Annotated in this window: 11 protein-coding genes; 4 read left to right on the top strand and 7 right to left on the bottom strand. The window is 72.1% G+C overall.

The genetic code is table 11. The features are described 5' to 3' along the window. Positions 1-188: 188 nt before the first annotated feature. The 4 genes from guaA (at position 189) to cpaB (ending at position 7,036) form a co-directional block, all read left to right on the top strand. The gene (gene guaA / locus Q7C18_RS14585) at positions 189-1,739 is read left to right on the top strand and encodes a glutamine-hydrolyzing GMP synthase (protein WP_311025989.1); all 1,551 of its coding nucleotides are present in this window, start codon (positions 189-191) and stop codon (positions 1,737-1,739) included. A gap of 48 nt (positions 1,740-1,787) precedes the next feature. After that, positions 1,788-5,771 carry a DUF4011 domain-containing protein gene (locus Q7C18_RS14580; protein WP_311025987.1) on the top strand — a complete coding sequence of 1,328 codons (3,984 nt, stop codon included), beginning with the start codon at positions 1,788-1,790 and terminating at the stop codon, positions 5,769-5,771. Further along, positions 5,768-6,058, top strand: coding sequence for a hypothetical protein (locus tag Q7C18_RS14575; protein WP_311025986.1), 291 nt, complete (start codon positions 5,768-5,770; stop codon positions 6,056-6,058). The genes Q7C18_RS14580 and Q7C18_RS14575 overlap by 4 nt, the downstream gene beginning before the upstream one ends. Before the next feature lie 360 nt (positions 6,059-6,418). Continuing rightward, complete coding sequence (cpaB, locus tag Q7C18_RS14570) at positions 6,419-7,036, top strand: Flp pilus assembly protein CpaB (RefSeq protein ID WP_311025985.1); 618 nt, start codon at positions 6,419-6,421, stop codon at positions 7,034-7,036. A gap of 29 nt (positions 7,037-7,065) precedes the next feature. Here cpaB and Q7C18_RS14565 read toward each other — a convergent pair whose 3' ends face one another. The 7 genes from Q7C18_RS14565 to Q7C18_RS14535 form a co-directional block, all read right to left on the bottom strand. Then, on the bottom strand, positions 7,066-7,332 hold the full coding sequence (locus tag Q7C18_RS14565; RefSeq protein WP_070159051.1) for an FmdB family zinc ribbon protein: 267 nt from the start codon (positions 7,330-7,332) through the stop codon (positions 7,066-7,068). 103 nt (positions 7,333-7,435) lie between these two features. Then, a complete protein-coding gene (locus tag Q7C18_RS14560; protein ID WP_311025984.1) occupies positions 7,436-8,047 on the bottom strand; it encodes a 5-formyltetrahydrofolate cyclo-ligase in 612 nt (203 codons plus the stop codon). Between the two features lie 150 nt (positions 8,048-8,197). Beyond that, on the bottom strand, positions 8,198-9,343 hold the full coding sequence (locus Q7C18_RS14555) for a phosphotransferase (RefSeq protein WP_311025983.1): 1,146 nt from the start codon (positions 9,341-9,343) through the stop codon (positions 8,198-8,200). After that, on the bottom strand, positions 9,340-10,755 hold the full coding sequence (locus Q7C18_RS14550) for a phosphotransferase (RefSeq protein WP_311025982.1): 1,416 nt from the start codon (positions 10,753-10,755) through the stop codon (positions 9,340-9,342). Before Q7C18_RS14550 ends, Q7C18_RS14555 begins: the two co-directional genes overlap by 4 nt. After that, positions 10,752-12,668, bottom strand: a complete 1,917-nt coding sequence (locus Q7C18_RS14545) for an ABC transporter ATP-binding protein (protein ID WP_085437771.1) — start codon at positions 12,666-12,668, stop codon at positions 10,752-10,754. The genes Q7C18_RS14550 and Q7C18_RS14545 overlap by 4 nt, the downstream gene beginning before the upstream one ends. Further along, positions 12,665-13,915: a glycosyltransferase family 4 protein gene (locus tag Q7C18_RS14540; RefSeq protein ID WP_311025981.1), complete on the bottom strand. Its 1,251-nt coding sequence runs from the start codon at positions 13,913-13,915 to the stop codon at positions 12,665-12,667. Before Q7C18_RS14540 ends, Q7C18_RS14545 begins: the two co-directional genes overlap by 4 nt. Beyond that, positions 13,912-15,183, bottom strand: a complete 1,272-nt coding sequence (locus tag Q7C18_RS14535; RefSeq protein WP_311025980.1) for a glycosyltransferase — start codon at positions 15,181-15,183, stop codon at positions 13,912-13,914. The genes Q7C18_RS14540 and Q7C18_RS14535 overlap by 4 nt, the downstream gene beginning before the upstream one ends. Positions 15,184-15,204: the final 21 nt, after the last annotated feature.

Raw genomic sequence — 15,204 nt, 5'->3', positions numbered from 1 at the left:
TTGCAGAAGTACTTCGTGCGGGGGATCATGCTGGGCTCCGTCAAACAGTGAGGACGCCCGACGGCGCCCCGCGGTCAGTGCCCAGCAGGGAGTGCCCAGCAGGGGTGGGGAGTCACCGGTAGGATGGTCGGGTGACATCTGAGAGCCCCGCCCCCGCCGCCGAACGCCCGGCCCACAGCGCGCAGACCGTGCTGGTGGTCGACTACGGCGCCCAGTACGCCCAGCTGATCGCCCGCCGCGTCCGTGAGGCGCGCGTCTACTCCGAGGTCGTCCCGCACACGCTCTCGGCCCAGGAGATCATCGACCGTCGCCCCTCGGCGGTCATCCTCTCCGGCGGCCCCTCCAGCGTGTACGCAGAGGGCGCCCCGGCGGTGGAGTCCGCGCTCTTCGAGGCCGGCATCCCGGTGCTCGGGATCTGCTACGGATTCCAGGCCATGGCCCACGCCCTGGGCGGGGAGGTCGCCCGCACCGGCGACCGTGAGTACGGCAAGACGGAGGTGCGCTCCGCCACGGCGCCGCACTCGCTGCTGGACGGCACCGACACGGTGCAGACCACCTGGATGTCCCATTCGGACTCGGTGCAGCGTGCACCGGAGGGCTTCGAGGTCCTGGCCTGCTCCGACGGCGCCCCTGTGGCGGCCTTCGCCGACGAGGCGCGTCGGCTCTACGGCGTCCAGTGGCACCCGGAGGTCAAGCACTCCCCGCAGGGCCAGCGGGTGCTGGAGAACTTCCTCTACGACGGCGCAGGCCTGACCCCGGAGTGGACCACCGGCAACATCGTCGAGGAGCAGGTCGCGGCGATCCGCGAGCAGGTCGGCGACGCCCGGGTCATCTGTGGGCTCTCCGGCGGCGTCGACTCCGCCGTCGCCGCCGCCCTGGTCCAGAAGGCCGTCGGCGAGCAGCTGACCTGTGTGTTCATCGATCACGGACTGCTGCGCGAGGGCGAGGCCGATCAGGTGGAGCGGGACTTCGTCGCCGCCACCGGGGCGAAGCTGCATGTGGCCGACGAGCGTGACCGCTTCCTCGGCGCTCTGGCCGGGGTGACGGATCCGGAGCAGAAGCGCAAGATCATCGGCCGCGAGTTCATCCGCGCCTTCGAGGCCGCGGAGGCCGCCGTGCTGCAGGAGGCCGCCGCCGAGGGTGCTCGCGTGGAGTTCCTCGTCCAGGGCACCCTCTACCCCGACGTCGTCGAGTCCGGCGGCGGCGAGGGTGCGGCCAACATCAAGTCTCACCACAATGTGGGCGGGCTGCCCGAGGACATGCAGTTCAAACTCGTCGAGCCGCTGCGCAGCCTCTTCAAGGACGAGGTGCGTGCCGTGGGCGCCGAGCTGGGGCTGCCCGCGGAGATCGTCCAGCGCCAGCCGTTCCCGGGGCCGGGGCTGGGCATCCGTATCATCGGAGAGGTCACCGCCGAGCGTCTGGACATCCTGCGCCGCGCCGACGCCATCGCCCGTGAGGAGCTCACCGCCGCGGGCCTGGACGGCGAGGTCTGGCAGATGCCCGTGGTGCTTCTCGCCGATGTTCGCTCAGTGGGCGTCCAGGGTGACGGTCGCACCTATGGGCACCCGGTCGTGCTGCGACCGGTCAGCTCCGAGGATGCGATGACCGCTGACTGGTCGCGCCTGCCCTTCGACCTGCTGGCCCGCATCTCCAACCGCATCACCAATGAGGTCCAGGAGATCAACCGGGTAACTCTCGATGTGACCTCGAAGCCCCCGGGGACTATCGAATGGGAATGATCTAGCATCACACGTCCATGTGAAGGTGATCCTGCCGGAAGGTCAGAAGTGAGCAGAGACGAGTCCACGTCTGAGGAGAGGACCCAGCTGTCCGCGGAGGAGATCGAAGCCGCGGCCGAGGCCGAGGAGTCGGCCGAGGCGTCATCCGATGACTTCCAGCCGGCTGACACCTCCGAGTTCACGCAGAGCGAGCTCGCGGAGATCCGCACCTCGCAGGCCGACGACCCGGTGACGGCCTGGGTGGAGGCGCTGCACTCCGGCACGGAGAACGACACGATGCTGCGGTTCACCCCCTCCCAGCACAATGCCGTCGACCTCACCGAGTCGAACTCCTCCGGGCTCATGCAGCTGCTGGCCGGCCGACGGACGCGGCTGTCCACTCTGCTCAACGAATCCGGCGCGTTCGCCGCCGGACGCGAGGCCGCTCGAGGCATCCGCGCCAAGGTGCGGGAGATGGCCGAGGAGCGTGGCATCGACGTCGGCTTCCTCGCTGCGGGCATCGCCTCCTGGACCGAGACCACCGACGCCGGCGCCGAGCAGTTCACCGCTCCGGTGATGCTGGTGCCGATCACGCTGAGGCCCCGCCCGGACAACGACGACTACGAGATCCAGTTCTCCGCGCCCGCCCGGCTGAATCCCGCCCTGGCTCGCCACATGGACCGCCGGCACGGCATCACGCTGGACGCGGAGGAGTTCCACGCCGCAGGCTACGCCACAGCCCGCTTCGACCCTGTCCGGACCGCTGAGCTGCTCAGCCGCCTGGTGGCCGACTCCGTGGATGCCCTGCAGGTGTGGCGACAGACCTACATCTCCACCTTCGCGGACCTCGCCGACCTGGGAAACCCGGAGGCCCTCGACCGCGAGCACCCGGTGCTGCGTGCGCTGGCGACCTCCGACCGCCTGGCCGGACCCGAGGTTCAGGCCCCTCCGGTGGACGAGCGGGACCCCCGGGAGGAGAAGCTTGTCCTCGACGCCGACCCGGATCAGCAGGCCGTGCTGGACGCCGTCGAGGCCGGAGCCTCGATGGTGGTCTCGGCCCCTCCAGGGAGCGGCCAGACCCAGACGGCGATCAACGCGGTGGCGGCTCTGGCCTGGACCGGCCGCCGCACGCTGGTGGTCGCTGAGCGCACCTCCACTCTGGAGGAGCTCCGCCGTCGTCTGAAGGACGCCCGGCTGGGGACGCTGGCGCTGCACGTGCCGGCCTCCACCACGGGCGAGGACCTGCGGGAGCAGATGGTGCGGGCCATCAAACGTGCCGAACGGGCGGAGCCCCCGCGCCTGGCCGCCCTGCATCAGCGTCTCGTGGACCGGCGGCATCAGCTGCTGGACCACGTGAAGTCCCTGCACAATGTGCGCTCCCGCTGGAACTGCTCGCCCTACCAGGCCATGCAGGCCCTGGCCGCACTGACCTCGCTGAACCCGGCGCCGTCGACCGCCGTGCGGCTGAAGCGCTCGGTGCTGGACAACACGGTGGACCGCAGCCAGGTGACGGTGAAGCTGCGTCGCGCCGCGGAGCTGGGCGCCTTCGATTCGGAGACCCGGACCAGCCCTTGGTACAACGCCCGGCTGCGGAATCGCCAGGAGACCGAGGACGCGATGGCCCTGGTGAAGGATCTCCGCGAGGAGCTCCCCAAGCTGAAGGCGCAGATGGAGGTCGCCACCGCGGTGACCGGCCTGAGGATGGGGGAGAGCTTCACCGACTGGCACGCCCAGGTGCTGCTGTTCCAGCGGGTCCAGGAGTCGCTGGGCCGGTTCAGCCATGACGTCTATGCCAAGCCGGTCGACGACCTGATCGCCGCCACCGCACCCGGCTGGTGGCGCCGCCAGCACGAGATCGAGATGAGCTCCATGGCACGCTCCCGGCTGCGTCGGGTCGCCAAGGAGTATGTCCGCCCCGGGGTGTCGATCAACGATCTGCACTCCTCGCTGATCGAGGTGCAGACCGAGCGGGAGGAGTGGTCCCGGCACGCCGTGGAGGACTCCCAGCCGAAGGTGCCCAAGAGCCTGGACCGGCTGGCCGACATGATCGGGCATGTGCAGACTCGGCTGGAGAAGCTGGTGGGCGTGCTGCGGCCGGTGGATCCTGAGGACGACGCCGACCGGGATCTGCTGGACATGCCGGCCGAGGAGATGATCTCCACGGTGGAGACTCTCGCCGAGGATGAGAAGCCCTTGGAGACGCTGCCGGAGCGCACCCTGGTCACGGAGCAGCTGCGTGAGCAGGGCTTCCGTGAGCTGATGGACGACTTCTCCGCCCGCGAGGTCCCCGCCGAGCGTGTCGCCGACGAGCTGGAGCTGGCCTGGTGGCAGTCCGCGCTGGAGGCGATGATCTCGGGCGACGACTACCTGGCCATGACCACCGGGGAGAATCTCCGCAGCATCGAGGCCGAGTTCCGGGCCGCCGACGCCGCCCATGTGGAGACCGGCGCGCAGCGGCTGACCCACGCGCTGGCGGTGCGCTGGAAGTCCGCCGTCGAGTCCCACCCGGAGGCTGCGGCCCGGCTCAAGGAGCTGCTGCGCGACGGTGAGCCCACCGTGACCGGGCTGGACGCCGTCGACAGCGCGCTCACCCAGCCCCTGGTGCCGGTATGGACCAGCTCTCCGTTGGGTGTGGCCGAGCAGTTCCCGGCCCAGGCCCGCTTCGACACGGTCATCCTGCTGGACGCGGAGACGCTGTCGGTGCCGGCCGCGCTGGGCCCGATCTCCCGGGCCGAGCAGGTCATCGCCTTCGGCGACCCCGTCTCCGGCACCCCGAAGCCCTTCCACGTGTCGGCGGATCCCGCGGCCCGCGAGGCGGGGCAGCAGGTGCCGACGTCGATCTTCGCGGAGCTGGCCGAGGTGCTCCCGCAGCACCGGCTGCGCCGGGTGCACAGGGGTGTGGACCAGGAGCTGACCGAGCTGCTCTCCGAAGCGCTCTACGAGGGGGATCTGGAGCGTCTGCCCGATGCCGCCCAGCTGACCGGGCAGGGCCGCCGTCTGGTGGTGGAGCACCTCGGTGACGCCCTGGGCCGACCGGGCGCACGCGACTCGGTGGAGTCTCCGACCGTGGAGGTCAACCGGGTGGTGGACATGGTCTTCGACCACGTGCGCACCAGCAAGGACCGGTCGCTGGCGGTGGTCACCGGCTCCGAGTGGCATGCTCGGCGCGTGGCGGATGCGATCCGGGTGAACCTGGCCAATCACAGCTGGGCGCGGCCCTTCTTCGACTCTGACGAGGGGGAGAGCTTCGTCGTCGCCCCGGTGGAACGTGCTCACCATCTGGTGCGGGACCGAGTGATCTTCTCGCTCGGCTATGGGCGCAGCATCAAGGGCGAACCGGTGCATCACTTCGGAGAGCTCTCCGAGCCGCGCGGCGAAGAGCTGTTCGCCGTGGCGACGACGCGGGCGCGCGGCGAGCTGACCGTGGTGACGTCTCTGGCGCCCGAGGACCTGGACCCTGCCGGGCTGGAGTCCGGAGCCGCTCTGATGCGGCGCCTGATCGAGCTGGGTCTGCGTGCAGAGGACAACCCCTCCGGCTCTGGTTCCCTGAAGGACCCGCTGGTGCTGGACCTGGTGGACCGGATCCGTGCTCGCGGGGGTCGTGTGGAGGACGGATTCCGCGGCACGCTGGATCTGGCGGCCTGCCCGCGGAAGATCAGCCCGCAGTCACCGGTGGTGCCGCTGGCGATGGTCTCCGACGGCACGGACACCTACGCGGCGATGAGTGTGCGTGAACGTTCCCGGCAGCGGCCTGCTGCCTTCGAGGCGCTGGGCTGGCACTATCTGGTGCTGTGGACCATCGAGGTGTTCTCCGATCCGATCCGCTGCACCGAGGTGGTCGCGGAGAAGGTGGGCCTGGCCGCCGGTCCCGAGTTCGCCGAGCATGGACGGATCGCGCTGAACACCACCGGAGCGCTGGCGGAGCGGCTGCCGCGCGACGGTGCCGGGGCGCGGGTTCGCTTCGGCGGAGCCGCCGACGCGGAGGACGAAGATTCGCATCGGCGTGCCACCACCTGGGCCCCGCCGCGGGAGCGCGGCAAGTGGGTGCGATGACGCCTGCGGCCGACGCGCCCGACGGCACGGATCCGGACGGGGCGGGGGCGCAGCGCTCGGGACGCCGGGGACGGCGTCGCGTGATCGCGCCCGCCACCTCCGGGCAGCCGGAGGAGACCGAGTCGCAGGCGTTCATCCCCGCCTCGCTGGAAGACTCTGCGCAGGACGATGCGGCCCCGGCCTCGAAGGGGGCGTCAGGCTCCGGAGGGACTGACCCTGACCGGAAGTCGCCCCTGAGCGCGCGGGATCGATGGATCCTGGAGCAGCGCCCACCCCACTGGGACTGAGTCCTCGACGCTGGTGGGGTGTTCCTCCACAGGTCCGTCGCGTGCGGCGCTGACACGCGCGACGATCCACAGCCTCGCCCGACGTTCTCGTCGTGTGGGTCTGTGAGCGGCAGGGTGGAGGGCATGACGCTCACCGCAGGACCTGCTCGCCTCCCACCGCCGCCGCGCCCCGGCGGATCCGCCGGACCCGCCGACTCCCGCAGCGCGGTCGCTGCCCGACGATCCGCGGGGACCGCTGCCGGCACGATCACGCGGCGGAGCCGTCGTGCACAGGCCCAGAGACCGGGATCCCCGACGCCGCCCCGTTCAGGCGTCCGACGTCGCCCTCCACGGGTGGCGCGCAGGCTGCGCGGAGGAGGCTTGGGCCTCAGGCTGCGGCGTCTGCGGGTTCCCCTGGCGCTGCTCTGCGCGCTGGGTGCGGTGCTGGCCGGGCTCGCCTCGGGTGTGGAGTCCCGTGGGGAGACGGCGACGGCGGTGCGGGTGACCCAGGATGTCTCGGCCGGGGATGAGTTGACGGCCGCGGTGCTGGAGGAGGTCTCGGTGGACGCCGAGGCCGTACCGGGCGAGGAGCCGGTCCGCGTGGAGGATCTGCTGGGCCGCCAGGCAGCCGTCCCGCTGCCTCGCGGGGCGATGGTCCTGCCGTCGCAGCTGGTCGGCCCGGGGCTGCTGGCGGGCCAGCCCGAGGACCATGTGGCGGTGCCGGTGCGCCCGGCGGACACGGCGCTGGTGGGGATGCTCAGCCCGGGCCAGCGGGTGGACGTGATCCTCTCCTCCGAGTCGCTGGAGGACGGCACCTCCTCGCGGACTGTGGCCCGTGCCGCGCTGGTGCTGTGGGTCCCCTCAGGCGAGAGCGACGACTGGTTTCCGCAGGCCGGCGACGCCGGTCAGGTGCTGGTCGTCGGGGTGGATCCGTCCACGGCCCAGGACATCGCGCAGGCAGCCCACGAGGGGCGTCTGCATCTGAGCCTGGTGGGGTGAGGGCAGGCCCGACGTCGAGGGCCGGTGCCTCAGTCGGCCGTGGCGGAGGCCGCAGCGGGCTTGGGCGCCGAGGAGGAGCTGGAGGAGGGGCTGGAGGACGACTCGGAGCTGGAGGAGGAGCCGCGCGAGTCGGTGCGGTAGAAGCCCGATCCCTTGAAGGTCACCCCCACGCTGCCGAACTTCTTGCGCAGTGTGCCCGAGCACTCCGGGCACACGGTCAGCGAGTCGTCGCTGAACGACTGGACGATGTCGAAGGCGTGGCCGCAGGCCTTGCAGGCGTAGGAGTACGTGGGCATCGGATTCCTCAGTCAGGGGACAGTCGGCAGGCTCACCGGTCGGGTGCCGCCGCATGGACATCTGCCGACCACTGATTCTATACCGCCGCGAGGCGCCGGCGGGTCAGCGGAGTCTGCGGAGCCCCTCGGGCGTCACCACCGCGTCGACCGCGAGGTCATGGGGCTCCACGGGGAAGGACCCGGCTGGCAGGACCTCTTCCGGTCCCACCACCGCCCAGGCGGACACCTGCTCACGCAGGTCAGCGGCCTCCACCTCGGCGAACATGCGGTCGTAGTAGCCGCCGCCCTGGCCCAGGCGATGCCCGGAGGTGTCCACGGCCAGGGCGGGCAGCAGCATCTGCAGCGGGCCCTCGGCCAGGACGTCACTCAGCGTCCGAGCGTGGCCGACCGGTTCGTCCAGAGGCAGCACAGGGTGGCGTCGTGTCTCGGACTGCGCGGCCCAGCTGACCCATTCCACGCGGGGCACCGGATCGTCCGCGACGCGGGGGAGCAGCACCTGGCCTCCGCGGCGCAGATGCCGGGTCAGGAACGGCCGGACATCGGGTTCGTGGGCCATCGGAAGATACGCGGCCACGCGTGCCCGGGCCGGCACATGCTCCTCGAGCACCCGTCCCAGAGCCTCCGCGCGGCGAGCACTCTCGGCGACGTCGAGGGTGCTGCGGGCTGATCGGATCCGCGCCCGGGCCGCCTTCTTGGCCTCGGTGATCTCACTCATGGGCCCACCCTACGTCCTGGTCCAGACCACAAGACGGCGGCGGGCCGAGCGCTGTCCCCGGTGCGGGGACGACCACCGATAGAAACCGCCGCCGCGATTCATCAGGGAGACGCATCCCGACACGAGGGACACAGATCCAGCGGCCCAGGTTCAGGTCGCCGGGTGGAGCTCGCCACGCATCTGGTCGGCCAGAGCGGCATACCGCGGACGGAAGGCGTAGACGCACAGCAGCCGCAGCAGGCTGGCCTGCTCATAGACGGCCACGGCGTCCTCCACGGGAGAGTCCAGCACCCGGGACAGCTCCGCGGCCGTGCCGTCCACCGCCAGGAGGACCTCCTCTGCCTGGCCCGCGCTCCAGACGCGCTGGCGGTGCCGCCAGGTCGCATGCGCCCGCAGGTTCCCCAGGTCCAGCGCCGGGTCGGCGAGACAGGCGGTGTCCACGTCCAGCAGCCCCGGCCCCTGGTCGGCGGACCAGAGCACCTGCTTGTCGTGCAGGTCCCGGTGGGCGGGCCGCGGGGTCATCTGCGGCAGCCTTTGCAGTGCGACGGCGGTCGACTCCACGGCTTCGATGAACAGCTCCGCCTCCGCCTGGCCCGTCCGCAGCACCGGCATGGCCTGCTCCGTCCAGCGGCGCAGCACAGCGATCTCGTCTCCCGGGGCATGCACCGGCAGCCCGGATGCAGGAGCCGGGCGGAGCACCGCCTCGCGCCACGCCTCCAGGACCTCGCCCCAGGCCCGGGCCCAACCGGGTCCTGCGGCGGCGTCGTCCTCACTGACCTCATGCAGTCCTGCGCCGGCCAAGGCGGCGAAGGCCACCGAGGACTCGTCATGAGCGAGCACCCGCGGGGTGCGGAAGGGGCCGTCGAAGGTCGCCGCGCGCGCCACGCCGTCGAGGATGCTCTGGGCACGACCGGGCCGCACCAGTTTGCGGAACTCCACGGCCGAGCCGTCCTGGTGACCCGACGTGGTGCCGTCCGGGCTTCGGCGCACCACGGCCCGTCGACCCGGCCGATGAGAGACGACGACGGCGCCGGGGCCACGCAGCTCCGTCAGCTGCGGCAGTCGCGGGTCGCTCCACGCTTCGAAGAGCTCCAGAACTCCGGTCCCGCTGTGATACCACCCGGCGCGCAGCGCTCCGGAGGTGTCAAGGGCCTCCACCGCAAGTCGTGTTCGACTCGATGCGGCCGGCGACCGCTTCTCCGGCCACACGCGCGTCACGGTCACCGGCCCGGCCTCGGTGTCCAGATGCTCCGGGGGCAGCGGCGACAGCGCCGACCCGGTGCGGGGTGCGCTCATCCGTGGATCGACCGCTCGGCCATGGAGATGCGCCGCGAGGCCTTCTGCGGCCAGTTCTCCTCCCGCCGGCGGAAGGGGTCCAGGGCGGCGCGAAGATGGGCGTAGGCCTCCCACGCGGCCAGGGACTCCTCATCTATGGGGGTGATCTCCCGGTAGCCCCGGAGGAACGCCTCCGCCAGCTCCACGTGGTCGGCCGCGCGGCAGGACGCCACCCAGGAGCCGACGTCGCGCATCGCGGGGCCCTGCCCGGCGCGGTCCAGATCGATGATCCGCACCCGGGAGCCGTCGTCGCCGGAGACCAGCACCTGGTCGGGGGAGAGGTCGCCGTGCAGCTCCACCAGCTCGGCCGACTCCGCCTCCTCCACCAGCGGGGAGATCATCTCGGCGAGCATGTCGGCCCGCTGGCCCAGCCAGGGTGCGATGAGTCCGATGGCGTGGACTGCCTCGGCCACATCCGGGTCGAGCACCCGGTCAGGAGCCTCGCCCAGCTCGCCGGAACGGACGTGGAGCTCCGCCACGATGGTCCCGGCGGTCTCCGCCGCGGACTCCACGGGGTGCTCCAGCAGGTCGCCCTGACCCCACCAGGGGGTCAGCAGGGCGGTGCCGCGGTCACCCAGCGGGCGCACCGGCTCCAACGGCACTCCGAGCCGACGCCACCGGTCGGCGGTCTCCAGCTGCGCGGCGGCGGGCTCAGCGGTCACCCGCACCACATGGGGGCCGCCGTCGAGCTCCACGACGGCGACCACCCGACGTCGGGGGTTGTAGCGCAGGACCCGCCATGGCACCTCAGCGCCGGCCGTCTCGGCCAGAGCCTGACGGGCCTCCAGCAGCTCCCGGGCCAGGGCCGGGTCCGACCACAGGGAGCCCGAGACCCGATAGACGGGCTCGTCCTGGTGGACGGTGAGGCGCTGGTCCACCCGCTCGGCGCGGGCCAGAGACTTGGCGTACTTGTCCTGGTCGCGGGAGATGACGGTCCAGCCGTGGTGCGCCGGACCTTCGGCGTCGACGTCCACCGGCTCCCCGCCGGTGAGGTCCACATCGGTGCGCTCCCAGGCCAGCACCACGCTGCGCTCCGGCTTCACCCGCAGGTGCCGGCCGCGCACCGGCATTCCCAGCCAGCTGGACAGGGCGGCGTCGTCGAGCAGCTGGGCCACCTGGTCCAGCTGGGCGATCTCGGCCACGGCGACATCGGCCTCATGCGCCTGCGGAGCGCGGATCTTCACCGGAGGCACCGGCATCGTGCGGTAGGTGGCCTGGGCGAGCTGCTCATCCGGATCGGCGGCGCCCGCGGGGATCTCCGGGGACTCCATGGGTGTCTCCAGCTCCTCCGGGGAGACCGCTCCGCGCGCCGCCTGAAGCGGCCGGGCGGCGTCCTCGGGTGCCGGCTCCGCTGTGGTTCGTGCTGCGCTCACGCATTCGCCCTCTCGTCCAGGGCGGGGTCCTCCGCGCGCTGCCGCGCGGCGGGCACACCCGCCGTCCCGTCGACGGCCGCCGCCTCGGGGCTCTCCCGGGGCGAGGTCTCCTGCTGGGTCGACGCCCAGCGAGCGACCCGGCTGGACTCGTCGGCGAGCAGCTCGTCCGGTGAGCCGTCCTCGACGATGCGACCGTCCTGAAGCCAGAGTATGCGGTCCAGACCTTGGAGGGTGCTGAGATCATGCGTGATGGCGACTGTGGTCCGCCCTCGGGTGAGCTCGCGCAGCGAGGCTTCCACCAGGGCGCGGGACGCCGGATCCAAGCCCGTGGTGGCCTCGTCGAGCACCACGATGGGGGCGTCGCGGACCAGGGCCCGCGCGATGGCGATGCGCTGACGCTGCCCCCCAGAGAGCGTGTCCCCGCGGGCGCCGAGCACGGTGTCGTAGCCCTGCGGCAGGGCGCGGATGAACTCATGGGCCCCCGCCCGGCGGGCCGCCTCCTCGACCTGGTCGTCGGTGGCGTCGAGCCGTCCGTAGCGGATGTTCTCCCGCACCGAGGAGGCGAACAGCACAGACTCCTGCAGCAGGATGGAGATGTTGCGTCGCAGGTCTGCCCGCCGCACCCGCCGGGTGTCGCAGCCGTCCACCAGCACTGCGCCGTCGTCGGGGTCGGCCAGCCGCAGGAGGTAGCCCGCCAGCGTGGACTTCCCGGACCCGGAGGGTCCCAGCAGGCCGACACGCTGACCGGCCGGGATGTGCAGGCTCAGGTCCTCGAAGAGCTCCCGGCCGTGGCCGTCGCGGGCAGTGACGCGGTAGAACGCGACGTCGCCGGAGACCCGCCCCATCGGCAGGGCGGGGTCCGGGTCGGTGATCTCTACCGGCTCGTCCAGCAGGTCGGCGATGCGCTCGCCGGAGGCCGCCGCTCGGGCGATGCGGCCGGTGTACTTGGCCATGTCCCGCAGCGGCTTCATCGCGATCTTCAGGTACATCAGGAACAACACCATGTCCCCGGGGGTCATCACCCCGCGCAGCACCTGCCAGCCGCCGAAGCCGAGCACGACGGCGGTGGAGATCCCCACCAGCACGTCGGTGGAGCGCTCCAGACGGGCGGCGAGCTTACGGGCTCGGATGCCGGCCTTCAACGCGGTGGCGTTGCCTGCAGCGAAGCTGGAGGCCACCACAGACTCGAGGCCGTAGGCCTGCACCACGCGGATGGCGGCCAGCGCCTCGGCGGCGTCCCCCACCAGCTGGCCCTCGCCCTTGCGGGTGGCTCGGGAGGCCGAGGAGATCTTCGGGGAGGAGAACCGGGAGATCACGAAGTACAGCCCGGCGGTGACCAGCACCACCAGCGAGAGCGTGGGGTTCATGATGATGACCACCACGAACAGGGCGACCAGGGTCAGCACGTTGCCCACCAGCGGCAGTCCTGCGGTGACCGCGACCTCCTGCAGCCGGCCCATGTCGCCCACGAGCCGCTGAGAGGTGTCACCCACCGAGGCGGTGGAGTGGTAGCGCAGGGACAGTGACTGGATGTGGTCGAACACCCGGGTGCGCAGCCGGGTGACCACCTTCACCCCGGTCTTGGCGAACGCGATGGTGGAGACGTAGTTGCACACGGCCCGCCCCCCGACGATTCCGGCCAGCAGCAGCGCCCACAGCACCACTGTGGTGGTGACGTCCCCGGCGAGGCCGGTGGTCTCGGCCAGCTGGGCGCCGAGCGCCTCGGTGACGGCGTCGACGGCGAACTTCACCGGCCAGGGCTCCAGGATGCGGAACGCGACATCACCGGCCAGGGCGATGAGCCCGAGGATGATCAGCAGCTTGTGCTCGCCCAGATGCGGCAGCAGCATCCGCAGGGTCCGGGAGACGGCCTGACGGTGCTGGCGGCGGGAGGCGGCGGAGGCGGCGCTCATCGGGGGCTCACCTGCTCGGATGCGACGTGCTCCGGAGTGGGCAGCAGCGCGAGCAGCTGTGCGCAGCGGTGCTGCCAGCTGTGCTCAGCGACGGCGGCGGCCCGCCCGGAGGCGGCCAGCCGGGCCCGCAGTTCAGGACGCCGGGCCAGCTGATCCAGGGCGTTGGCCAGGGCGTCGACGTCACCCGGGGCGACCAGCAGGCCGTGGGCGCCGTCGCCCAGGACCTCCGGCAGCTCCCCGACGGCGGAGGCGACCACGGCGACCTCGGCGGCGAGGTACTCGTAGACCTTCAGCGGAGAGAAGTAGTGCTCGGCCCCAGGGGAGGGCATCGGGTAGGGCGCGACCGCGACGTCGAAGCGACCGAGGATCTCCGGAACACGGGCCGGCGCCACCGCACCGTGGAAGTGGATGCTGTCCTGCAGCCCCAGCCGCTGGGCCAGGTCGCGCAGCGGGTCCAGCTGAGGGCCGGCACCGCAGATCTCCAGCCGCCAGGGGCGCGTGCCCCCGGCGTCGGCGGCATTGCCGGTGGCTGCGGCCACGGCCTGCAGCAGGATCTCGGTGCCGTGCCAGGGTTTGAGCGTGCCGACGAAGCCCACGGTGAAGGGGCGCAGGGAAGCATGGTGCTCGGCATCGGTGTCGGCATCGGCGCCGAGACCAGGTCGGATGCGGTCGGTGTTGACCCCGTTGGGGATGACGGTGACCGCGGCGTCGCCCTCCACCTGACGCACCCAGTCGGCCACCGGGCCGGAGACGCAGGCCACGATGTCGGCGGCGGCGAAGGTGCGGCGCGTGGCCTCCCAGGCGGAGGCCTCGTCGTGCAGGCTGCGGTGAGTCTGCTGCTCGGCGATGAGCGGGGCGTTGACCTCCACCGCGAAGGGGATCCCGGTGCGGGCGGCCAGCCGCGCGCCGGCGTCGGAGAACAGCGCGTAGCGCTCGTAGACGGCCTCAGCGCCGTCGAGGGCGGCCAGCTGGGCCATCTCCGCGGCCACCTGAGCCACACCGGCCTCCCGCGCCGCGGCGTCCTTGGCCCCGGGCACCGGGACGACCACCACCGGCAGATCCGCCAGGTCCTCAGGGACCGATTCGGTCTCCGGCCGGCCCGGGCGGTCGCCGCGCTTGGTGCCGTAGACGGTGACCTCGTGCCCGTGCGCTCGCAGGGCGCGGACCATCTCCTGGACGTGCACGGAGGCGCCCTTGGTGCCGAAGACACCGATGCCCGGGTCGGCGAGCAGATAGGCGATCCTCATCGGGCACCTCCGACGGGTGCGGCGGTGCGCTCCACGGGCACCAGGGCGCGCAGGGCGGCGGCCTGGCGGCGGGAGTCGAAGTGCTCCTCCACCAGAGCGCGCGCCCGGTGGACCATCTGGTCATGGACGGGGGACTCGGCCACGGCCTCCTGGACCGCGTCGGCCAGGGCGTCGGCCAGGGCGCCGACGTCGCCGCTGGGCACCAGCCACCCGGTCTCGCCGGGGACGACCACCTCACCGACGGCGGTGACGTCGGCGGCCACGCAGCGGATGCCGCGCGCCATCGCCTCCAGGAGCACGGTGGGCAGTCCGTCGGCGTTGCCGTCGGAGCCGACCACGAAGGGGGCGACGAACACGTCGTCGGTGCCGAGTCGCGCGGAGACCTCGGCCTGGGTGAGCGGACCCAGCAGACGGACGCGGTCGTCCAGTCCGAGCCGATCGATCTGGGCGGTCAGATCCCCGGCCAGCGGCCCGTCCCCGGCGATGTCGGCGGCGACGTCGACCCCGCGCGAGCGCAGCACGTCCACGGCCTCGATCAGCAGGCTGAAGCCTTTCTTCTCCACCAGCCGGCCCACGGCCAGCAGCCGGGGCACCCGCGCCGGGTCGGAGCCACGTGCGCGGTCCGGAGTGAAGGGGAAGCGCTCGAGCTCCAGGCCGTTGCGCACCAGCTGCAGAGTGTCGGTGGCCTCGGGGAAGCGGCGGCGCAGATCGGCCAGGTTGTAGCCGCTGATGGTGATCGCATGGTGGGCGTCGGCGAGCTTGGCCTTCAGGTCCGTCGGGTCCACATCCTGCTGGAAGATGTCCTTGGCGTGGGCGGTGAAGGAGTACGGCAGCCCGGCGATGCGCCCGGCCAGCCGCGCCACCGTGGTGGCCACCGAGGCGAAGTGGGCGTGGAGGTGCGTGACCCCGTGTTCGCGGGCCAGCCGTGCGACGGCGACGGCCTGGGCGGCGTCGTCATGGCTGTGGCGGCGCAGCTCCTCCCAGGCCTCGGCCACGCCCGACGCCGGCCCGGCGCTGAGAGCGTCCCACAGGCGGGTGGCCGAGCTGGGGCGCGGCACGTGCACCACCGGGGCCTTCACCCGGGCGAGCTCCGGATGGAAGCGGCTGTCCGTGGTGGGACGCAGGGAGAAGATCACGATCTGCTCGCCCTGGGCCTCGCGGGCCAGGATCTCCGAGACGACGAACGTCTCCGAGAAGCGCGGATACATCTTCAGCACGTAGCCGACCACCGGGGCGGGGGAGTCAGCGGACGGAATCGACTCGGACATGGGTGGGAACCTCCGGGGTGT

The organism is Nesterenkonia sp. CL21, from assembly GCF_031705515.1.
Classification (GTDB): Bacteria; Actinomycetota; Actinomycetes; order Actinomycetales; family Micrococcaceae; genus Nesterenkonia; species Nesterenkonia aethiopica.
Note: the sequence above shows the minus strand (reverse complement) of the source record. Positions and strands in the feature narration are given on the sequence as shown.